23 protein-coding genes are annotated in these 20700 nt (G+C 69.2%); 11 read left to right on the forward strand and 12 right to left on the reverse strand.

Annotated features, from left to right (window positions below; genetic code table 11):
- Positions 1-53: 53 nt before the first annotated feature.
- The 6 genes from ACIA1L_RS11150 to ACIA1L_RS11175 all read right to left on the reverse strand — a co-directional run bounded on the left by ACIA1L_RS11150 (position 54) and on the right by ACIA1L_RS11175 (position 4373).
- Positions 54-668, reverse strand: coding sequence for a MarC family protein (locus ACIA1L_RS11150; RefSeq protein WP_396072515.1), 615 nt, complete (start codon positions 666-668; stop codon positions 54-56).
- Between the two features lie 51 nt (positions 669-719).
- Positions 720-1571 (reverse strand): PHP domain-containing protein, encoded by an 852-nt coding sequence (locus ACIA1L_RS11155; protein ID WP_396072516.1) that lies wholly within the window; start codon positions 1569-1571, stop codon positions 720-722.
- Between the two features lie 43 nt (positions 1572-1614).
- Entirely contained in the window at positions 1615-2517 is a 903-nt protein-coding gene (locus tag ACIA1L_RS11160; RefSeq protein WP_396072517.1) for a PH domain-containing protein, read from the reverse strand.
- Positions 2518-2526: 9 nt separating this feature from the next.
- Positions 2527-2685: a hypothetical protein gene (locus tag ACIA1L_RS11165; RefSeq protein WP_023562582.1), complete on the reverse strand. Its 159-nt coding sequence runs from the start codon at positions 2683-2685 to the stop codon at positions 2527-2529.
- Between the two features lie 130 nt (positions 2686-2815).
- Positions 2816-3490 carry a DUF6758 family protein gene (locus ACIA1L_RS11170; RefSeq protein WP_396072518.1) on the reverse strand — a complete coding sequence of 225 codons (675 nt, stop codon included), beginning with the start codon at positions 3488-3490 and terminating at the stop codon, positions 2816-2818.
- A gap of 175 nt (positions 3491-3665) precedes the next feature.
- Positions 3666-4373, reverse strand: coding sequence for a TrmH family RNA methyltransferase (locus tag ACIA1L_RS11175; protein WP_396072519.1), 708 nt, complete (start codon positions 4371-4373; stop codon positions 3666-3668).
- A 543-nt stretch (positions 4374-4916) separates the two neighbouring features.
- On the opposite strand from ACIA1L_RS11175, the gene trxA reads away from it, so the two are divergent.
- The 4 genes from trxA to ACIA1L_RS11195 all read left to right on the forward strand — a co-directional run bounded on the left by trxA (position 4917) and on the right by ACIA1L_RS11195 (position 8519).
- Positions 4917-5282 (forward strand): thioredoxin, encoded by a 366-nt coding sequence (gene trxA / locus ACIA1L_RS11180; RefSeq protein WP_396072520.1) that lies wholly within the window; start codon positions 4917-4919, stop codon positions 5280-5282.
- Between the two features lie 125 nt (positions 5283-5407).
- Entirely contained in the window at positions 5408-7369 is a 1962-nt protein-coding gene (locus ACIA1L_RS11185) for an intein-containing Rv2578c family radical SAM protein (RefSeq protein WP_396072521.1), read from the forward strand.
- Between the two features lie 68 nt (positions 7370-7437).
- Complete coding sequence (locus ACIA1L_RS11190; RefSeq protein WP_396072522.1) at positions 7438-7845, forward strand: CoA-binding protein; 408 nt, start codon at positions 7438-7440, stop codon at positions 7843-7845.
- A gap of 158 nt (positions 7846-8003) precedes the next feature.
- The gene (locus ACIA1L_RS11195; RefSeq protein ID WP_396072523.1) at positions 8004-8519 is read left to right on the forward strand and encodes a DUF4190 domain-containing protein; all 516 of its coding nucleotides are present in this window, start codon (positions 8004-8006) and stop codon (positions 8517-8519) included.
- Between the two features lie 280 nt (positions 8520-8799).
- On the opposite strand, the gene ACIA1L_RS11200 is transcribed toward ACIA1L_RS11195, so the two are convergent.
- Positions 8800-9735 carry an SDR family NAD(P)-dependent oxidoreductase gene (locus tag ACIA1L_RS11200; RefSeq protein ID WP_396072524.1) on the reverse strand — a complete coding sequence of 312 codons (936 nt, stop codon included), beginning with the start codon at positions 9733-9735 and terminating at the stop codon, positions 8800-8802.
- 526 nt (positions 9736-10261) lie between these two features.
- On the opposite strand from ACIA1L_RS11200, the gene ACIA1L_RS11205 reads away from it, so the two are divergent.
- Complete coding sequence (locus ACIA1L_RS11205; protein WP_396072525.1) at positions 10262-10627, forward strand: DUF4190 domain-containing protein; 366 nt, start codon at positions 10262-10264, stop codon at positions 10625-10627.
- Positions 10628-10674: 47 nt separating this feature from the next.
- On the opposite strand, the gene ACIA1L_RS11210 is transcribed toward ACIA1L_RS11205, so the two are convergent.
- Complete coding sequence (locus ACIA1L_RS11210) at positions 10675-11310, reverse strand: hypothetical protein (RefSeq protein WP_396072526.1); 636 nt, start codon at positions 11308-11310, stop codon at positions 10675-10677.
- Between the two features lie 286 nt (positions 11311-11596).
- Positions 11597-12514, reverse strand: coding sequence for a DMT family transporter (locus tag ACIA1L_RS11215; protein WP_396072527.1), 918 nt, complete (start codon positions 12512-12514; stop codon positions 11597-11599).
- Between the two features lie 132 nt (positions 12515-12646).
- Between ACIA1L_RS11215 and ACIA1L_RS11220 the strand changes: the two genes are divergently transcribed.
- Both ACIA1L_RS11220 and ACIA1L_RS11225 read left to right on the forward strand, forming a co-directional pair.
- Positions 12647-13345, forward strand: a complete 699-nt coding sequence (locus ACIA1L_RS11220; RefSeq protein ID WP_396072528.1) for an HAD family hydrolase — start codon at positions 12647-12649, stop codon at positions 13343-13345.
- Between the two features lie 226 nt (positions 13346-13571).
- Complete coding sequence (locus ACIA1L_RS11225; protein WP_396072529.1) at positions 13572-14069, forward strand: hypothetical protein; 498 nt, start codon at positions 13572-13574, stop codon at positions 14067-14069.
- Here the strand turns inward: ACIA1L_RS11225 and ACIA1L_RS11230 are convergent.
- Positions 14066-14944 (reverse strand): PhzF family phenazine biosynthesis protein, encoded by an 879-nt coding sequence (locus ACIA1L_RS11230; RefSeq protein ID WP_396072530.1) that lies wholly within the window; start codon positions 14942-14944, stop codon positions 14066-14068. The genes ACIA1L_RS11225 and ACIA1L_RS11230 overlap by 4 nt on opposite strands.
- A 78-nt stretch (positions 14945-15022) precedes the next feature.
- Here ACIA1L_RS11230 and ACIA1L_RS11235 point away from each other — a divergent pair, with 78 nt between their 5' ends.
- From ACIA1L_RS11235 to ACIA1L_RS11245, 3 genes are read left to right on the forward strand one after another with little or no spacing between them, the layout of a single operon-like run.
- Positions 15023-16315 carry a magnesium transporter MgtE N-terminal domain-containing protein gene (locus tag ACIA1L_RS11235; protein WP_396072531.1) on the forward strand — a complete coding sequence of 431 codons (1293 nt, stop codon included), beginning with the start codon at positions 15023-15025 and terminating at the stop codon, positions 16313-16315.
- Entirely contained in the window at positions 16312-16836 is a 525-nt protein-coding gene (locus ACIA1L_RS11240; protein ID WP_396072532.1) for a DUF1003 domain-containing protein, read from the forward strand. The genes ACIA1L_RS11235 and ACIA1L_RS11240 overlap by 4 nt, the downstream gene beginning before the upstream one ends.
- Positions 16837-16857: 21 nt before the next feature.
- Entirely contained in the window at positions 16858-18006 is a 1149-nt protein-coding gene (locus tag ACIA1L_RS11245) for an Mrp/NBP35 family ATP-binding protein (protein WP_396072533.1), read from the forward strand.
- Positions 18007-18045: 39 nt separating this feature from the next.
- On the opposite strand, the gene ACIA1L_RS11250 is transcribed toward ACIA1L_RS11245, so the two are convergent.
- Both ACIA1L_RS11250 and ACIA1L_RS11255 read right to left on the reverse strand, forming a co-directional pair.
- Complete coding sequence (locus ACIA1L_RS11250) at positions 18046-18459, reverse strand: preprotein translocase subunit TatB (protein WP_396072534.1); 414 nt, start codon at positions 18457-18459, stop codon at positions 18046-18048.
- A 28-nt stretch (positions 18460-18487) separates the two neighbouring features.
- Positions 18488-19750 carry a S1C family serine protease gene (locus ACIA1L_RS11255; RefSeq protein ID WP_396072535.1) on the reverse strand — a complete coding sequence of 421 codons (1263 nt, stop codon included), beginning with the start codon at positions 19748-19750 and terminating at the stop codon, positions 18488-18490.
- A 258-nt stretch (positions 19751-20008) separates the two neighbouring features.
- Between ACIA1L_RS11255 and ACIA1L_RS11260 the strand changes: the two genes are divergently transcribed.
- Positions 20009-20617, forward strand: coding sequence for an O-methyltransferase (locus tag ACIA1L_RS11260; protein WP_396073039.1), 609 nt, complete (start codon positions 20009-20011; stop codon positions 20615-20617).
- Positions 20618-20700: the final 83 nt, after the last annotated feature.

Below are 20700 nucleotides of genomic sequence, written 5' to 3' on the forward strand. Positions count from 1 at the left end.
GCTGCGAGATCCTGGGCACGGCTCCATCCTGCCAGGAGGGTCCGACAACCCGATCAGGCGTAATGCTTGACGAACGCCGCCACGGAGTCCGCGACCAGTTGCACGGCGATCGCGGCCAGCAGCAGACCGGCGATTCGGGTCAGCACCTCGATGCCGGCCGGGCGGAGCAGCTTGACGATGCCGCCCGAGAATCGCAGGACGAGCCACACCGTGAACATGACCGCGAGAATGGCGAGTCCGATCACCGTGTAGTCCATCGCCGTGTCGGTCTTCTCGTCTTGGACGAACAGCATGGTCGCCACGATCGCGCCGGGTCCGGCGAGCAGCGGGGTGCCGATCGGGACGAGCGCCACATTGGCCGTTCCGCCCTGGTCCGAGGCCTCGTCGACCTTGCCGGTGAGCAGTTGCAACGCCACCAGGAGCAGCAGCAGACCGCCGGCACCCTGCAGGGCCGGGAGCTCCACGTGCAGATAGTCGAGCAGCGTCTGCCCGGCGACGGCGAACACGACGATCACGCCGAGCGCCAGCAGCACTGCCTGGGTGCCGGCCCGTGTGCGTTCCTTGGTCGGCATGGTGCCGGTCAGCGCCAGGAAGACGGGGACCATGCCCGGGGGGTCGACGATCACCAGGAGGGTCACGAAGACCTCGCCGAACAATTTAAGATCCACGCGCCCAACCTAGGCGGCGCGCCGATTTCCCGCGTTGAACTGCGAGGACCGTCACCCCAGGACGGGCACTCCGGTCGCGGCAGCGACGATTTTTTCGTACGCGGCAAGCTCAGTCGTGAACGCCCCGAGCCGGACGGTCTTGTGCGTGCCGTGGAAGTCGGACGATCCCGTGACGACGAGGCCGAGCTCACCGGCCAGTGCCCGCATGTGTGCGCGCTGTTCCGGGGTGTGGTCCTCGTGGTCGGCTTCGAGCCCGAACAGTCCCGCAGCGGCCAGGTCCACGATGAGCTGGTCCGGCACGATCCGGCCCCGTTTGGTGGCGTTCGGGTGGGCGAAGACGGTCACCCCGCCTGCGGCCCGCACCGCCTGCACCGCTTCGAAAACATCAAGATCAGCCTTGGGTACGAAGTAGCGCGAGCCCAGCCATCGGGACGCGAACGCCTCGTCCGTGGTGCGGACCAGCCCGGCCCGGATCAGCGCCTGGGCGATGTGCGGGCGCCCCACCGACCCGCCGGCCGCATAGCCGCTGACCTCGGGCCAGCTGATGTCCACGCCGTCGGCACGCAACCGGTCGACGATCTGTTCGGCCCGCTGTTCCCGGTCGCGGCGCATGCGGGCGAGGTCGGCGGCCAGCCGCGGCTCCGCCGGGTCGAACAGGTACGCGAGCAGGTGCAGCGGGATCGCCGGTTCGACGCCGTGCCAGCGGCAGGACAGCTCGGCTCCCCGTACCAAAGTGAGGTTGGCCGGCCGTGCCGCTGCGGCCTCGGCCCAGCCACCGGTGGTGTCGTGATCGGTGATGGCCAGCACGTCGAGACCTGCTTCGGCGCCGGCACGGACCAGTTCGGCCGGGGTCAGCGTGCCGTCGCTGGCGGTCGAGTGGCAGTGCAGGTCGATTCGGGTCACCCGGAGAAGTTAGCGGGTACGCGCCAGAATCCCCGGACCGACGTCAGGCGTCGTCGCCCGCGTCACCGTCCTTGCCCAACCGGGCCTCGACCGCCTGCGGCTCGTACATCTCCTCGACGACCCGCAGGTAGAGCTCGTTGGGGTTGGGCAGGTGTTTCACCTCGCGCAACGCCTGGTCCTGGCCCGCCGACTCGAGCACGAACGTGCCGTAGCTCAGCATCCGGCCGAGCGCGGACTGTTCGTATTTCATGTCGGTGACCCGGAGCAGCGGCATCATCGCGACCCGACGGGTGATGATTCCGTTCACCACCATCACCCGTTTGTTGGTGAGGATGAACCGATCGAAGTACCAGTCGCCGACCTTCCACGCGACCCAGCCCATCACACCCAGCCAGATCAGCACGGCCGCGGTGACCAGGCCGTCGATCTCTTGGCGGGTGAGGAAGCCGGCGAGGTAGCCGAGCAGCAGGGTGGCGCCGATGCCGATCAGCAGCGGTGTGGACAGATGGATCCAGTGCCGCTTCCACTCACCGCGGTACCGCTCGGTCGGGAAGAGGTAGCGAGAGACCAGTGTGGTCGGCTCGTCTTCGAGCGGCAGCACGCGCCGGGGTCCACCCGGGACACCGCCAGCGCCTCCGTCACCACCGCCGAGGCCTTGCAGCTCTTCCTCGGTGAAGACCGGCGCCTCGTATTCGCCGGGATCCCGGTAGCGCTCCTGCTCACGGGTCTCGTAGTCGTCGCCGTAGCCCGCGCTGGGCGAGTAACCGGCGTCCGAAGAGTATCCAGCGCTGGGTGAGAAGCCGGGACCGCTCGTCGAGGCGCGGCCGGGCCGATACTCCGGACCGTCGTCCGTGAAGGCAGGATCGTTGTACCCGAAATCGTCGTCGTCGTCCCGAGGGCGGCGCGCACCCTCACCATCAGGCTGCTGCGGCTCACCAGGACCCATACGGCGATGTTAGGCGACGAGGTTGGTGAAGAACGTTCCGAAACCGCGGGCGATGTCTCCGATGGTGGAACCGAGCGACTCGAAGACCGCGGCGGCCGAGTTCGGGTTGAACGCAATGAAGAAGATCAAGAATGCGATGCCAAGCCAGGTGAGAACCTTCTTGATCATGGCGGGCCTGCTCCTCCGTTGCGGGTACGGTCGACGCCGCAGCAACACTCACGGTATCAGTTTCGCTGCACAGTGTGAACAATGTGGCCGAAAAGCCGATACCGTTCCCGCAGGTCAACCGGGGTGAGGGTCAGACCCGACCGTGCAGATACGGCGACGGCGCTCCGAACACGAGCTCGGGCGGAATCCCGTCGGACAGGTCGTGCAGCACGACATGCTCGGCGAGGAAGTAGCCCGCGCTTGCCGGCCACGCTACCGCATAGAGCCACATTCCTTTGGCCTCACTCACATAGGCGCTTCGGTCCTCCGGGGACTTGACGCACCACAGTGGAGTGGGGTGACCGCCCACTTTGATCTTGGCATGCGGCCCCGGGCGGCTCCCGCCCTCACCCAGCGCCTCGGCGATCAGGTAGCCCGGATCGATGCCCGGAATGCCGGCGAAGCGGGTGCCCAACCCCACGCCAGGCTGCTCCGCGATCAACACCAGGTCGGCAGGCCCGCCACCCAGTGGGTCCGGACCGGTGCAGGACAGTGCGGTCGCTCCGACACCCGATCGGTCGTCACCCGCCCACCCCACGCCGGTGACCATCCAGCCCGGCGGCAACGGCCAAGGACACCACCAAGGAATCCGTTCGACCGTACGGACCGGCTGCCGCAGGGCACTCTCGAGGATTTCCGGCCCGATGTGCTCAGCCACATGGAAAGGATGGACGTCGCCACAGTTGTCGCAGCGCCATTCACTGTGCATCAGGTCCGGCGGCCGGACCTGAGCAGCACAACGGGGGCAACTCACCGTGACACCCACCCTCTAAAGGTGCGGGTCCGGGCGGCCCCCGTCAAGCGGATCGGCAGAACCCGAGCGGATGGAAAGCTATCCCCCGCCGCGAGCGTCAAGCGGCGGGCTGGCGGCGCGGTCCCTACGGCCCGATCGGCTCCCGCCCAGTCAGGTGCTGCACCCTGCGACCCAGTCGGCTCGCGGTTCAGGCAGGCGGCGGGCCAGCGTGGGCTCGCACCCACGAATGCATGGCTATGCCGCTCGCGACGCCCGCGTTGATCGAGCGCGTGGACCCGTACTGTGCGATGGAGAAGAGTGCGCTGCACGCAGCGCGGGCGGAGTCGGACAGGCCCGGGCCCTCCTGGCCGAAGAGCAGGACGCACCGCGCCGGCAGCGTGACCGTTTCCATCGGGCGCGCACCCGGCAGGTTGTCGATCCCTACGATCGGCAGGTCGGCGCCCGTCGCCCAGTCGGCAAACTCCTCGATCGTCGCGTGGTGCCGGACGTGCTGATAGCGATCAGTGACCATCGCACCCCGCCGATTCCACCGCCGGCGGCCCACGATGTGCACCTCAGCCGCGAGAAAAGCATTCGCGTTGCGCACCACGGTCCCGATGTTGAAATCATGCTGCCAGTTCTCGATCGCCACATGGAAGCCGTGTCGCCGCAGGTCGAGATCGGCCACCACGGCTTCTCGCCGCCAGTACCGATATCGGTCGACGACATTGCGACGGTCTCCGCACTCGAGCAGTTCGGGGTCGTAGTGCTCGTCGTCCGGCCAAGGTCCCGACCACGGTCCGACACCGACCTCGGTCTCCGCCAGCGCGCTGCCGGCTGGCAGGACTTCGCCGCCGTTGCTGGTTTTCGTGCTCGCGGGAGCGCCGCCTGCCAAGTCGTTGTCGTCCGCCGCCATGCTCGAGGACGGTAGTTGCGGAGACTGAGCGGCCTTCGGGCAGCCCTGCTCGTTTGCCGGGCGCAGCGGAGCCGGGTGAGCCAAGGTAGCCAAATGCTGGAAAAGGGTGGGCCGGTGATGTCACGGCCTGAGTCGTCGATTCGACGGGAGACGCAATGAGCGGCGGGGCCCTCCCCGGCACCCGCCGCCCACGCTCTGTTGGGAATGAGTTTGCCTTACCGTCCGTGCACATGTGAAGAGTTTTCAAAGTGACCCAAGTCACAGAAAGGTTTGTTATCTATTACCAGACATTGCGACCTTGTTGTTACCCAGGTCAGGTAGGCATGCCTTGCACCGGAGTAAACACACAGTGGACGCCGGCGATTTCGCAACATCTGAAAGCGGCTCCCCTACTTTCGGTTACGATCGGGGTCGCGCGTCCGCCGACGGGCTGAGGGAAAATCGTGCCGTAGACCACGTGTCCCCCCGCCTTCACGTGGGAATTGCCGAGGTGGACGATCGGTTGTAAGGCCACGTAGCCCCAATCCCGTGGACGGAGAGATCATGGCGACCGTTGCGCTGACTGCAGAGAACTTCGACGAGGTGACCAGCCAGGACGGCATCGTGCTGGTCGACTTCTGGGCAAGCTGGTGTGGGCCGTGCGTGCGCTTCGCCCCCACCTATGAGCGGTCTTCGGAGAAGCACACCGAGATCACCTTCGGCAAGGTCGACACCGAGGCGCAGCAGGAGCTCGCCGCGAAGTTCGACATCCGCTCGATCCCGACGATCATGGCCGTACGGGACGGCGTCATCGTCTTCTCGCAGCCGGGCGCCCTCCCGGAGTCGGCCCTGGAGTCCCTGATCGACCAGGTGGAAAAGCTCGACATGGACGATGTGCGCAAGCAGCTGGCAACCAGCAGCGCCGAGTAACCACACCTCAGCAAGCAGCTTGCCGAAGCGCCACGGATCGCCCTCGATCCGCGGCGCTTCGCCGTTTCCACAGGTCGAGTGAACCGGCTGGACAGTCGACTCGTACATGTGTTCGAATCTTCGCCATGCGATGGTCTCACCTGTCGGCATCGGCCGGCGACGACTCGCTCTCGGACGCGGCGCTGGCGGCCTCACCCCTGCCGCTGGCGCTGCCCGAGGCGACCGTCCGCACCTTCGACACCCCGGACTTTGCCGGCATGACCTTCTTCGAGATCCGGGCCAAGTCGATCATCAACCGGGTGCCGGGGACCGCACGCGTTCCGTTCCAGTGGACCCTCAACCCCTATCGCGGCTGTTCCCACGCCTGCTCCTACTGCTTGAGCGGCGATACGCCGATCCTGCTCGCTGACGGGTCCACCAGACCGTTGTCGCAGCTGCGGCCCGGCGACGCGGTGCTCGGCACCAGCGGCACCGGCGCACACCGGCGATACGTGCAGACCACGGTCCTCGACCACTGGACCACGGCAAAGCCGGCCTACCGGGTCATCCTCGCCGACGGCACCCGGCTCGTGACCAGCGGCGACCACCGGTTTCTCACCGACCGCGGCTGGCGCCACGTCAGCCCGGCGGCACCACAGCTGCCCGCGCTGGCCGTCGGAGATCGGATGTCCGGCGTGGGGCACTTCGCCGACCCGCCCAAAGAATCGCCCGACTATCAGACCGGTTACCTCTGCGGCCTCATCCGCGGCGACGCCGGCGCCGCGGCCACCCCGTTTCCTCGCGAGGGCGACCCGTGGATCCGCGCTGACGCTTACTTGGACGACATAGCGCTGCATGAGGCCCTGCACTGGCCTGAGCTGCCCACCGGCGCGTGGCACCGCGGCTTCCTCGCCGGCGCGTTCGGGGCCGCCGGCTCGGTGGACGGCCTGGGCATCGTCTTCACCAGCCGTGACCACGCTTTCCTTGATCGGGTGACCGACGCTCTCACGAACCTGGGGCTGCCCAGCCGACGCCCACCCCACCCGCAGCTCGGCGGCGTTCACTCCGTCGAGATCGCCCGCGACCTGTGGGCGGCTCTCCGCTTCCGGCACCTCACCGGCGTCTGCGATGCGCCGCTGGATGCCAGCGGGGTCGATGTCCGCAGCGACGCCCATCTGACGGTCGCGGACATCGAGGAGCTGGGCCTCACCCTGCCCCTCTTCGACATCACCACTGGCACCGGCGACTTCATCGCCGACGGAGTGGTGAGCCACAACTGCTTCGCCCGTAACACCCACACCTACCTCGACCTGGATGCCGGCCACGACTTCGACTCCAAGGTGATCGTGAAGGTCAATGCCGGCGAGCTCATCCGGGCCGAGCTCGCCGCCCCGGCCTGGACCGGCGCACCCATCGCCATGGGCACCAACGTGGACGTCTACCAGCGCGCCGAGGGTCGCTACCGCCTGATGCCCCAGATCCTGTCTGCGCTGCGGGACTTCGCCAACCCCTTCTCCATCCTGACCAAGGGCACGCTGATCCTGCGGGACCTCGCGCTGCTCCGCCAGGCGGCCAAGGTCACGACCGTCGGGCTGGCGTTCTCCGTGGGCTTCCTCACCGAGTCCGTCTGGCGAGCGGTCGAATCCGGCACGCCCAGCCCCCGACGCCGGCTCGATGCCGTCCGGCGCCTCACCGATGCCGGCTTCTCCGTGAGTGTGTTGATGGCCCCGATCCTGCCTGGCCTCACCGACACCGAGGAGTCCATCGACGAGACCGTCCAAGCGATCGCCGCCGCCGGCGCGACCAGCGTGAGCCCCCTCGCCCTCCACCTGCGACCCGGCGCCCGCGAGTGGTACGCCGCCTGGCTCACCCGAACCCACCCGCACCTCGCTGCACGCTACCGGGAGCTGTACGCCAACGGCTCCTACCTGCCGCAGTCATTTCAGAAAGAACTCGCCGCCCGCGTCCGCGTGGCCGCCCGACGTCACGGACTCCACCGGGCCACCCCGACCGCAGCCCGGCAGGTGCCTTTCGACGGCGAAAACGGCCCGCGGCCCCACTCCGCGTCCTCGACTGGCCCTGAATCACACCAACTCACCCTGCTGTGACAACTCCGCACAGACCCGCTGCGCTAGCCACCCCGGGCTCCGGCAGCCCCCATCGATAGAGTCGAAGCATGAGGAATGCACAACAGATCCTGGCGGAGGCCGACGTCATCGCGGTCGTTGGCGCGTCCCGAGACCCCCGCAAGCCCGCGCATTCCGTGCCACTGGAGCTGCTCCGGCACGGCTGGAAGATCATTCCGGTCAACCCGTTCGTCGACGAGGTTTTCGGCATCAAGACCGTGCCGACGCTTGCCGACCTGCCCGGTTCGGTCGACCTGGTCAACGTCTTCCGCCCCGCAGCCGACGCCATCGAAGTCGTCCGGCAGGCCGCCGCGATCAAGGCCCCTGCGGTCTGGCTGCAGACCGGCATCTTCTCCGCCGAAGCCCGCCGCATCGCCACCGAAGCCGGCATGGACTATGTCGAAGACAGCTGCCTCGCAGTCGAACGCGCAGTTGGCCGCCTCACCAAGCTCACCTGATCTCGCCCGCCACTGAATGCCGGCTGTACCGAAATAACGCCTCTTGGGCGGTTCGGGTCGGGTGACTTGCGCCGAAGGGGTGACTAGACACGCAGTATCGGGGGTCACCCGATACCGCGCCGGCTAGTACGGTGCCGGGTGAACTAGGAGGACCTTTAATGACCTACCCGCCGCCCGGTGGCACCCCGGACCCGTACCAGCCGCAGCAACCGTACGGGCAGCAGCCGTCCTACGACCCCACCTCGCCGTACTCGCAGGACCCGTACGCGACTCCGTCCAGCGGTGCGCCGTCGAGCGGCCAGCCGTACGGGCAGCAGCCCCCGTATGGCGCGCCCTCCAGCGGTCAGCCCTACGGGCAGCAGCCGTACGCCCAGCCCGGCTACGGTCAGCCCGGCTACGGTCAGCCGTACGCCCAGCCGGGGTACGGGGCGATGCCGGCGCCGACCAACACCATGGCCATTCTCAGCCTGGTCCTTGCCTTCTTCTTCGCGCCGGCCGGGATCGTGTGCGGCCACATCGCCAAGAAGCAGATCCGCATGACGAACGAGTCCGGTGAAGGGTTGGCGACCGCTGGCCTGTGGGTGAGCTACATCATCACCATCTTCTACGTGCTGATCTGCACCTTCGCCATTCTGGTGCCGATCATCGCGGCGGGCAGCTCTTCGACCTACTGACCGGCCAGCGAGCAGCTTCTCGGCCTACTGACCGACCAGCAAGCGGCGCCTCGCCCTGCTGACCGGCCAATGAGCAGCTTCTCGGCCTACTGACCGACCAGCAAGCGGCGCCTCGGCCTGCTGACCGGCCAGCGAGTGGCTGCTCGGCCTACTGACCGACCAGCGAGCTGCTCGTCGATCGTCACGGGCGGCGCCGGCACGGCGGCCTTCTCGACCTGCTGAATGACCATCGCCCGGTGGACCTCTGGTGTCCACCGGGCGAACGGGATGCGCGGCGGCCTCAGCGAAACTCTGCCTCGCGGACGCTGTTGCCGCCGTCCACCACCAGCATCTGCCCGGTGATGTACGACGCTGCCGGTGAGCACAGGAAAGCGATCGCCGCCGCGACCTCATCGGGGGTGCCTGGGCGGCCGATCGGCGTGCCGAGGCCCTGCTTGATTTCGGTCACCGTGGAAGCCGCCGTGTAGATGGTGCCCGGGGCCACGCAGTTGACGTTGATGCCGTCGGCCACCAGTTCCATCGCGAGAGCCCGGGTGAGGCCCACCACACCTGCCTTCGCGGCCGCATAGGCGGCTTCGGTCGGCAGGGCGTTGATCGGGCCCGCGGTGGCCGCGAGGTTGACGATGCGGCCCCAGCCCTGCTCAGCCATGCCGCCCACGAAGGCCCGGCTGCACAGGAAGGCCGTGCTCAGGTTGCGGTCGATCTCCGCGCGCCACTCGTCGTACGTGAGCTGGGCAACCGGCCGGAGCACCTCCGGGCTGGTGCGGCTCGCCAGGCCGGCGTTGTTGACCAGGACTTCGACGTCGCCGAGCTGGTCGGTGATGGCGTCGGCGAGGGCACCCACCTCCGATTCGTCGGTCAGATCGGCGACGAAGCCGGTCACGCCGAGCTCGGTGGCGCGGTCGTGGATCCGGCGGGTGGTGGAGACGATAGCCACGCGGGCGCCGAGGTCGCGCAGCCGGCGGGCGGTGGCGTACCCGATGCCGTCCGGGCTGCCTGCGCCGGTGACCAGGGCGACCTTGCCATCCAAGCGCAGGGTCACCGGGGCTTCGTCCGCTTCGGGCGCGGTGTCCTCGGTCGCCACCGCTGCGGACTCCGCGGCGAGCGGCTCGGCCTCAAAGGCGGGCGCGGCGGATCGGGGCCGGCGACCGGCTGCGGGGCGCGTCGCGTCGCGCCTCGACCGGCTACCAGTAGTGGAACGGGCGTCGAAGACCATGCGGCGATCCTGCCCGCTCGCACGCAGAGGGGCAAACATAGCCCCAATCGTGGCGCAGATCAGGTACCGCCATGGCGTTATCCACAACCTCAGGCGGCCGGACAGCCGATCGTGACCAAGCCTCCTATCCTTGGGGCCGGATCGTAGGCTCCGGATGCGCCGAGCTCGTCCCAGCCGACCAGCGAAGGAAGGGCTGTTCATGACCTACCCACCGGTGCCCGGCCCAGACGGCAGCCAGCCCCCGCCGCCGGACTCGCCCTTCCAGGCCTATGAGCCTCCGCAGCCCTACGCTCCCCAGCCCCACGGTCCGCAGCCCCACGGTCCGCAGCCACTTGCGTCCCAGCCGCCTGCGTCCCAGCCGCCTGCGTCAGAGCCGTTCCCCCCGCAGTCTTACGGTCCGCTGCCACCTGCGTCCCAGCCGCTTGCGTCAGAGCCGTTCGCGCCCCAGCCGTTCGCGCCCCAGCCGTTCGGCTCGCAGCCGCCTTACGGCCCGTCGGCTTACTCGGCCCCGGATCCCTACGCTCCGATGAATTCCCAGGCCTACGGGTATGCCGGCCCGCAGGGACCAGCCGGCTACCCCGCAAGCCCGTATTCGTATCAGCAGTTTCCGCCGCCCGTCGCCCCCTCGACGGACAACATGGCGATCGCTTCGCTGGTCGTTTCCTGCGCCTCTGTCCTGGGCCTTTGCGGCTTCTGGGTCGGCGGCCTGCTGGGCATCGTCGGCGCGATTCTGGGCCATGTCGCCCGCAGTCGCATCGCCCGCACGGGGGCTGGCGGCGGCGGGATGGCGCTCGCCGGGATCATCGTCGGCTGGATCGTGGCCGCCCTCACCGTCCTCACCATGGTGGGCCTGGTCGCCCTCATCGCCAACGACTCTTCGAGGACCTTCTGACGCCCGTCCTGCTGCAGGACCATGGGGATGCCAGGGCTCGGGGGTTCTCAGCCGCCCGGCTGCGGGGCGGTGGGGATGCCGGGGCCGCGAATCGGGGTCACCGGGCCTTCTTCGACGAAGATCAACGGCGCGGTCTGGCCGTAGTGGCGGGGTAGTTCGCGGCGCGCTCGGTCGATGTCTTGGGTGCCGACCTCGACGCCGACACCGTCGTGCCGGGCGGAGATCGTGGAGATGCGGACGCCCCGGTTTTTCCACGTATCCAGGTCGGCGGTGAGGTGGGCGGACCAGCCGGCGAGCTCGGAAAGGCTGTGTTGCGCGTCGCGGACGAAGACGCAGGTGTCTTCGGCGGCGCGGCGGATGAAGGTATCGAAGGCAGCTGAGGGGATGCGGTAGACGATGGCTCGTACCCGTTCCTGGTCGACCTCGACACCCGCATAGCTGGCGGCGAAGTCTGCACGGCCGCCAGCGTCGATGCGGGCTATCGCCGCGGACAACAGCGCGGGCGTCACCGGAAGCTGTTTGCCGGCGACGTCCATCGTTTCGGGGGTACGGGCAAATTCGCAGCCCGCCGTGGTCCAGCCGCCGATGAGGCCGGGCGCGTCCGGCTCCGAGTCTTTGCAGGAGCCGGTCAAGAGCACCATCCCGAGCAGCAGTCCGCCCAGCAGACATCGAAAACGGCGCATCGCATCTTCCCTCTCTACCGCGTACAGCGGCAGTTCGACAAGGGGTTCAACGACGTTCGCCCGGCGCTGGGACGCGGCCCGGCCGCCGATCGTTGCCTGGGGGGCAACGGCGGGGCGAGCCCCAGGGTGCGTCTTTCGGATCATGTGGACGCCGAGCCGAGGTCCAGGTTTCGTCTCGCAAGTGGGCCGAGCAGGCGAATACCGGTGTTGTATTCGCCCCGTTCGGACCGCGCCGCGAGGCGGACGCTGGGGCCGGCGCAGGCCGTCATGATCCGTAAGACGTGCCCTAGTCCGGCAGCAGCGCGGCAGCCCGACGGGTACGCGCTCCCGCAAAGATCACCACTGCGACGCCGGCAACCAGCACACTCAACCCGGGCAACGCTGCCATTCGTGGGGTCTGTCCCAGCCACGCCCAGGCCAGCAGCGCCGCGCCGGGCACCTCGAGCAGGATGAGCACGCTGACCGTCGTGGCTGTGACGTGCTGCAATGCGTAGTTGAACAGCGAATGCCCGAGGAGTTGGGCGCCGACTACCAGGGCGAGGATCGCCGCCCAGGTTTGGCTGTCGAAGCCGGTCATGGGTACGCCTGCGATCACGCATACCGGCAGCAGCAGCGCTGCACAGGTCCCGTAGCAGGTCCAGGTGTAGGTGGTGGTGCTCAGCCGGGTACGCGCCCGCTCGCCGAAGGCCGTGTAGACCGCGGCCGCCATGGCGCCGAGCAGCGCGAGCAGGTCCGCCACGACGGCTTGGGCGGAGACGCCGACGTCTACGCCGGTGGCCCAGGCGACTCCGGCCACGGCGAGCAGAATTCCGGCCCAGCCGAGGCGGGACGGGGGCTTGCTGGCGGAGAGGCGGGGAAAGGCGGCAGCGAGCAGGCCCTGCCAGACCGGCTGGGTTGCCACCAGTGCGGTAGCCGTGGCGACCGAGCCGAGTTGCACGCTCGGCATCCAGGTGGCGAAATGCGCGGCCAACGCGACACCCGCCAAGACGGAGAACAGACCGTCCGGGCTCACCAGCGTGTGTACCTCTGCGCGCCGGGGTCCCACGCTGATGGGCGTCAATACCGCGAAGGCCAGCGCCGTCCGCCAGAACGCCACTGCCAGCGCGGGAGCTGCAGCGAAGGCGATCAATGGTGCGGACGAAGAGACGGACACCACAGCGATGACTAAAGCCGCGACTGTGAGGTATGCGGGTGATGCGCGCATATTCCTCCCCCACCGTCGCTTGTTGCATATGTGCACGTCACAGTTAGTTGACCTCAGTTGAGCGGAAAGTGAAGCGCTCGTTACGCTCACCGCCGATGTCCATCGGTCAATCCCCCTGGAGAGTGGTTCTCGATGCCCGCCTACCAAGCGGTGCTGTTCGACTTCTTCGGCACGTTGACGCGGTCCGTCAAGCGCGGACCGCAGCACGCCGAAATCGCGCGGGCGCTCGGCTGCGATCCCGACGCCATCCTGAGCGTCCTGGACCGTACCTTCCAGGTCCGCGCCCGGGGCCAACTGGGCTCCGCAGAGGCCACCCTGCGGTGGGTTACCGAACAGGCGGGCGGCAGCCCGCGCCAGGCACAGCTGCAGGCCGCGGTCCCCGCCCGGATTGACGCGCTGAAGGCGGACACCGAGCTGCGGGCCGATGCGGAAAGCGTCCTCGCCGCCGTGAAGCGCCGCGGCCTGCGCACCGCGCTGATCAGCGATTGCACCCACGAACTGCCGGCGTTCCTGCCCAGCATGTCGATCGCACCCCTGCTGGACGTCAGCGTCTTCTCCGTCGAGGTCGGACGCTGCAAACCGGACCCGCTGATCTACCTCGAGGCCTGCTGGCGACTCCAGGTCGCGCCGGAAGACTGCCTCTACGTCGGCGACGGCGGCAGCCAGGAACTCACCGGAGCGGCGGCGGTGGGCATGACACCGGTGCGCCTGAGCGCCCCCGACCTGGCCGACCACCTCGTCTTCAACCGCGATGACGACTTCGCCGGCCCGAGCGTCTCCTCCCTGTCGGCCATCGTCGACCTGCTCGACCGCGTCCCGGTGCTGAACTGACGGCCGGCCCGGACCGGCTAAGCCGACGGCTAGCGCGCGGACCAGCTGAACTGACGGCTGGCGCGCGGACCAGCTGAACTGACGGCTGGCGCGCGGACCAGCTGAACTGACGGCTGGCGCGAGGACCAGCTGAACTGACGGCGGCGCGGCCCGCGAATTCAGTGCGGGCACACAGGCTGGGAACGCCTGGGCGACGAACGCCGCGCCGAGCTGAGAGGATGGGCCGGTGACGACCGAGCTCGTGGCCGAGGCGATCAAGAAGGCCGGCATCGCCTGGATCAGCGTCGACGGCCAACCCGCCCGCGGCCTGTGGGTCATGCCGCACGACGGCGGCCTCGTCGTGCTGAGCGGGCCCGGCGAGCAGGCCGCGCCCAGGCTCGCCGAGGCAGCGACCGCACAGGTGCGCCTGCGGGGCGACACCGGCGGGCTCATCGTGATCACCGAGGCCCGGGTGGAGCGACTGACCCCCGGCACTGACGCCTGGACCGAGATCGCCCCGCAGGTCGCCGCCAAACGCCTGAACGCCGCCGGCACGGCCGAGGAGCAGGTCGCCCGGTGGGCGGAGGCCGGTTGCGCGCTCGTCCGACTCACCCCGGCGGACACCGCGCCGATCGCCGCCCCGGACCTACCCACGGAGGCGGGCGCGGCGCCACCCCGAGAAACCCCAGCTCGGGTCCCGGTCCGTCGCCCGTTCCGCCTTCATCGCGTACGCAAGAAGCGCTAGCCGACGAACGGCGGCACCATGATCTGGCCCTTGGCGATCGGCACGATGTGGCCCGCCACCGTCGCCGAAGTCGCCGCGCCGCCGCTGGCAGTCACCGTGCATTCCAGCAGGGACGGTCGGTGCATTTCGTAACCCTGGTGCACCGTGTACGCCGTCGTGCCCTCGCCCGGCAGCCAGCCGTTGGCGACCAGCCACACGCCCAGCCCCAGCGCCGCCGAGCCGGTCGCCGGGTCCTCCGGCACCGACACTCCCGGCGAGAACACCCGGGCGTACGCGGAGCGCGTCGAGCTGTCCCAGGCGAACACGCTGATCTGCGAAATGCCGGCTCGGGCTGCCCGGTCCGACATCGCCCACGCCCGGGCCAACGCCCGCCGCTCCACCGGCAGGTACACGAACTCGAGGCCGCAGCCGGCCGCGGTCAACGTGGCCGAAGCACCGGCGAAGTCGTCGGCGGCGAGCCCGGTGACGTCAAGCAGTACGGCGGGCGAGTACTGGCCGCTGAGTGTGGGCGTACCACCGGTCAACGTGGCCGAGTCCGCATCCGACACCACGATCGGCAGCAGTCCTGCGCCGCATTCCTGGACGAGGCGGCCAGCTGCGGCACGTCCCCGCCGTACGGAAGTCACTGCCGCGCCGATGCTGGGGTGACCGGCGAACGGCAGCTCGGTCTCCGGGGTGAAGATCCGGGCCCGGTAGGTGGCCTCGATGTCGGTCGGCGGCAGCACGAACACCGTCTCCGAAAGGTTGAACTCGCGGGCCAACGCCTGCATCTGGTCGCCGCCCAGCCCCTCGGCGCCGAACACCACGGCCAGGGGGTTCCCGGCGAACGGCCGGTCGGTGAAGACGTCGACGATCTCGTACTCCAGGCTGGACATGGCATGACGCTAACCCAGACGGGAGCGGGGGTTGGCGCAGGCCGTCATGATCCGCAAGACGTGCCCTAGGCTGGGCTCGTGACCATGGGGACGAGGGTTTATCTGGCGCGGCTCGCCGCACTGCCGGTGTTCGACCCCAACGGCGACCGGGTGGGCCGGGTGCGCGACGCCGTGGTGCGGCTGCGGACCACCAACCGCCCGCCGCAGGTCGTCGGGCTGGTGGCCGAGATGGCGCTGCGGCGGCGGATCTTCCTGCCGATCGGGCGAGTCACCTCGATGGACGCCGAAGCGGTCGTGCTCAGCTCCGGCACGCTCAATCTGCGCCGCTTCGAGAAGCGACCCAACGAGCTGCTGGTCCTGGAGGACCTGCTGGACCGGCGGGTCACCATCGGCGCCGAGAACGGCAGCGAGGCAGCCAAGTCCGGAACCGTCGTCGACCTCGGTATGGAGCTGCACCGCAACGACGAATGGCTGGTCACCCGGGTCGCCGTCCGCCAGCACACCGGCCGCCTCGCCCGCCGCGGGCACACCTACCAGGTGGAGTTCGACCGGATCCGTGGGCTGGTCGGGCCGACCGACACGCAGGGCAGCGCCAACCTCGTCGCACTCCTCGAGCAGATGCGGCCCGCCGACATGGCGAACGCCCTGCAGGACCTCTCCGACGCCCGACGCAACGAGGTGGCGGCGGCGCTGAGCGACCGTACGCTCGCCGACGTTCTGGAAGAGCTGCCCGAGCATGACCAGGTGGAAATTCTGGTCCGCCTGGACCGCGAACGGGCCGCTGACGTGCTCGAACGGATGGATCCGGACGACGCCGCCGACCTGCTCGCCGAGCTGCCGAAGGCGGAGCAGGCGGTCCTGCTCGACCTGATGGAGCCCGAGGAGGCCGGGCCGGTTCGGCAGCTCATGAGCTACACCCCGGGCACGGCCGGGTCGGTCATGACCTCGGAGCCGGTCATTCTGCCGCCGGATGCGACCGTGGCCGAGGCGCTGGCCCGGATCCGCGAACCCGAGCTGTCCCCGGTCGTCGCCGCGCAGGTTTTCGTCGCCCGGGCGCCGTCGGCGACACCCAGCGGGAAGTATCTGGGCATGGTCCACTTCCAGCGGCTGCTCCGTGAGCCGCCGTCCTCGATCCTGGGTGGGCTCATCGAGACCGACATCGACCCGTTGCAGCCGGCCACCAACCTCACCGAGATCACCCGCCGCATGGCTACCTATGACCTGGTGGCGATGCCGGTGGTCGACAGCGCCTTCCGCCTGGTGGGCGCGGTCACGGTCGACGACGTCCTGGACCACTCCCTGCCCCGCGATTGGCGTGACCGTGACGTCGAGCACCACGACACCAGCATCCTGCCCGGGGCCACCCCATGAGTGAGCAGCGCCGGGACCGCCTCGATCAGCCTGTCGAGCCGGGACGGGTCCGGCTGCCCCGGTTCGACCCGGAGGCCTTCGGGCAGTGGTCCGAGAACATCGCCCGCTACATGGGTACGGCCAAGTTCATCGTCTACATGACCGTGGTCATCGCCGCGTGGTTCGCGTGGAACACGATGGCGCCGGAGTCGCTGCGCTTCGACCCGTACACCTTCACCTTCTTGACTTTGATCTTGTCTTTGCAGGCGTCCTATGCGGCGCCGCTGATCCTGCTCGCGCAGAACCGGCAGACCGATCGGGACCGGTTGGGGATGGAAGAGGACCGGCGCCGAGCCGCGATGCAGAAGGCGGACACGGAGTTCCTGGCCCGGGAGATCGCCTCGCTGCGGATCGCGCTGGGCGAGGTCGCCACCCGCGACTTCCTACGCTCCGAGCTGGCCCGGCTCGCCGACGAACTGGACGAAGCGGCCCATCGGCGCCAGAAGCTGGAACGCAAGGAGTGGGAAGAAGAGCACTCCTGACGCCGACGTAAGCTGGTCACCATGTCAGCACCCGCCCCCACCATCGAGGAAGCCGTTCAGGCCGCCCTCGCCACGGTCGACGATCCCGAGATCCGCCGGCCGATCACCGAGCTCGGCATGGTCAAGGGTTTCACCGTCGCCGGCGGCAAGGTCATGGTCGAGCTGCTGCTCACCGTCGCCGGCTGCCCGCTGCGGGACAAGCTGACCACCGACATCACCGCCGCCGTGACGAAGATCCCCGGCATCGACACGGTGGAGATCGACTTCGGCGTGATGAACGAAGAGCAGCGCAAGGCCCTGCAGGCCACGCTGCGCGGCGGCGGCCAGACCGCCGAGCCGGTCATCCCGTTCGCCCAGCCCGGCTCCAAGACCCGGGTGTACGCGGTGGCAAGCGGCAAGGGCGGTGTCGGCAAGTCCAGCGTCACCGTGAACCTCGCCGCGGCGCTCGCCAAGCGCGGCCTGTCCGTCGGCGTCGTCGACGCGGACATCTACGGCCACTCGGTGCCCCGCATGCTCGGCGTCGACGGCAAGCCGACCCGGGTCGAAGACATGATCATGCCGCCGCAGTCGCACGGCGTGAAGGTCATCTCGATCGGCATGTTCACCGCGGGCAACGCCGCTGTGGTGTGGCGGGGTCCGATGCTGCACCGGGCGCTCCAGCAGTTCCTGGCCGACGTGTTCTGGGGCGAGCTGGACGTCCTGCTCCTCGACCTGCCCCCGGGCACCGGCGACGTGGCGATCTCGCTCGCCCAACTCCTGCCCAACGCGGAGATCCTGGTCGTGACCACTCCCCAGGCCGCGGCCGCCGAGGTCGCCGAGCGGGCCGGCGCGATCGCGCTGCAGACGCATCAGCGCCTGGTCGGCGTGATCGAGAACATGTCCTGGCTCGAGCTGCCGGACGGCTCCCGCATGGAGGTCTTCGGCGCCGGTGGCGGCGAGACGGTGGCGGCGTCGCTGACCCAGACCGTGGGGGCTTCGGTGCCGCTGCTGGGGCAGGTCCCGTTGGACACCCGGGTTCGTGAGGCCGGGGACGGCGGCACGCCGATCGTGCTCGCCGAGCCTTCTTCGCCGGCTGCCGCGGCTCTGGACGCTATCGCCGAGCGGCTTGCTGTGCGGCGGGAGTCTCTGGTCGGAAAACCACTCGGCCTGATGGTCAACAGCAAGCGCTGAGGCTTGGGAGTTTGGCGGTGATCCCCGCCCAAACGCCGGTCAGGTGGCGTCGATGTCGAAGGCCGCGGCGGCTGGCTTGGGAGCGACCGGGGCGGTCGAGGTGGAGCGGTTCTTGATGTCGGCGGAAGCGGCAACATCGTCGAGATCGGCTTTGACGGCGCTGAGGTCGTTCTTGACGTCGTCGAAGAGGCCTTGAAGCGGCTTTCGGATGGCGGCCTCGTCCTCTTCCGACATGATGTGCTTGCGGATGAAGGCCTTGGGGTGCAGGTCTTCGAGCTGGATGTCGGTGCCCAATTCCCGGCTGAGGTCCGAGGTGGCGTTCTGGGCCATGGCGCGCAGGCCGCGCAGCATGCGCAGACCGTCGCCAATCACCTTGGGCAGGCGCTCACCGAAGACGAGCAAAGCAAGGGTGAGCAGGAGGAAGATCTCCAGCCAGCCCAGGTTGTCGAACATCGCCCCTCCCCCAGCCCGTGCGGGCGTTTCACTTCGCGTCGGCTGCCAAGGTTACTGAGGCGGTCTGGGTGCTCGTGCCCCGGCGGTACTCCACGGCGACAGTGGAGCCGGGAGCGTACTTACGGACCAGGGCAATCAGGTCGGTACCGTCTTCCAACGGATGCCCGTCGATCTTGGTGATGACGTCGCCGGTCTTCAGGCCGGCGGAAGCGGCCGGGCCGGGTGACTGGACCGTGCGGAGGCGGGCGCCCCCCGCGCCGCTGGTGCCGGTGGAGCCGCCGGCGGAGACCTCGGCGCCGATGACCGTGCGGCGGGCCTTACCGGTGTCGATGATGTCCTGGGCGATGCGTTTGGCCTGGTTGATCGGGATGGCGAAGGCCAGGCCGATGTTGCCGGCCTCAGTCTCCGTGCCACCCACGGAGCGAATCACCGAGTTCACGCCGATGACGCGGCCGGCGGCGTCGACCAGCGGGCCGCCCGAGTTGCCCTGGTTGACGGCCGCGTCGGTCTGCACTGCCGCGTAGTAGCGGGTCGTGCCGCCCGGGTCGCCCGCTTGGATCGTGCGGTCCAGGGCGCTGACGATGCCATAGGTCACCGTGTTGTTGAGGGCGAGCGGGGAGCCGAAGGCCAGCACCGGGTCGCCCACGGCGATCGCGTCGGAGTCGCCGAACTGCACCGCGGGAAGATCACTCTTGGAGACTTTGATCACTGCGACGTCCGACTCGGGGTCCCGGCCTACGAGGGTCGCGGCCGCCGCGGAGCCATCGCTGAACGAGACCGACAGGGTGTCATCGGCTCCCTCCACGACGTGATCGTTGGTGATCACATAGCCGTCCCGGGTTGCCACGAAGCCGGAACCGATAGCGCCGGAGACCCGGACCGTCACCACACTCGGCTGCACCTGCTTGGCGACGCCGGACAGCGAATCGGGCGCGCGCTGGGCCGCCTCCGGGGCCGCGAGCGGGCCACCGAGCTGGGTGCCGGCGTTGCCGGTACCGTTCGATTGAGCGGCCAGGTAGCCGAGCGCACCGCCGACAGCGCCGGCAAGCAACGCCGTGACCAGGCAGATCAGCAGGACCGGGGTGAGCGGACGGCGCGGCGCGTCAGGGTCGGTGACCCGCTCGGGCTGCGGCACGCCCGCGACCGGCACACCAGGCACCACGACGGCGGACGGCGCGTACGGGTCCCGCCACGGATCGGCGAGCGCATCGGACCACCACGGTGAACCACCCGCCGGGGGCGGACCGGCCGGCGGATGATGCGGCTGGCGCCAGTTCCAGCCGTCGGTCACGTCGGAGCCTCCACTCGTCGTCGCGAAGCCCGGAGGCTCCCACCCCAGGATGACACGGATCCCCCGCGATCATCCGCGCAGTCGGTCCGGGAAGGTCCACTCGCCGCTTTCCGCCGCGAAAGCCCCGGTGCGCGAAGGGTGACCATCGCTCTACGCTCATACCCGATGTGCACCGGTTCTCCATCCGCGCATCTGGTCGAAAGGAGGTTCGTCATCGTCACCGCAGCCCGCCAGCTCGGCACCCCCAGTGCGCAGTCGATGCAGTTCGCCGAGGCATACGCCGCCGAGGACATCGTTCTGCAGACCGCCCGGAACCTCGCCCTCGAAGTCGGGCTCCCGTCCGTCACCCCCGGCGCGGGCTCTGTGCTCGCCCTGCTCGCTGCCGCGGGCAACGCCAAAGCGGTCGTGGAGATCGGCACGGGTACGGGCGTCAGCGGCGTCTGGCTGCTCCGCGGCATGCGTCCCGACGGTGTCCTGACCACGATCGACGTGGAGAACGAACACCAGCGCATCGCCCGGCGCATCTTCCAGGAGGCGGGCTTCGCCGCTTCCCGGACCCGCATCATCACCGGCCGGGCGCTCGACGTCCTGCCGCGCCTCGCCGACGGCGTCTACGACCTGGTCTTCGTCGACTCGGACGCCACCGAGTTCGGCGCCTGCGCGGAAGCCGCCCAGCGCCTGCTTCGCCCGGGCGGCAGCCTCATCGTCAACGGCGCGCTGGCCGGCGGCCGGATCAGCGACCCCGCCGCCCGCGACGCGGACACCATCACCATCCGCGAAACCGTCAAAGCCATCCGCGAAGCGGACAACTGGATCCCCGCCATCATCCCCGCCGGCGCAGGGCTGCTAGCAGCCGTCAAGAGATAAACCCGGACGGGGTCAAAAGCAACCCAAGCCCGACGGGGTCAAGAGCAACCGAAGTCGGCCCGACGCCGGCTCCTCCGGGGCGC

The sequence above is a fragment of the Actinoplanes sp. NPDC051859 genome (assembly GCF_044452725.1).
Lineage (GTDB): Bacteria > Actinomycetota > Actinomycetes > Mycobacteriales > Micromonosporaceae > Actinoplanes.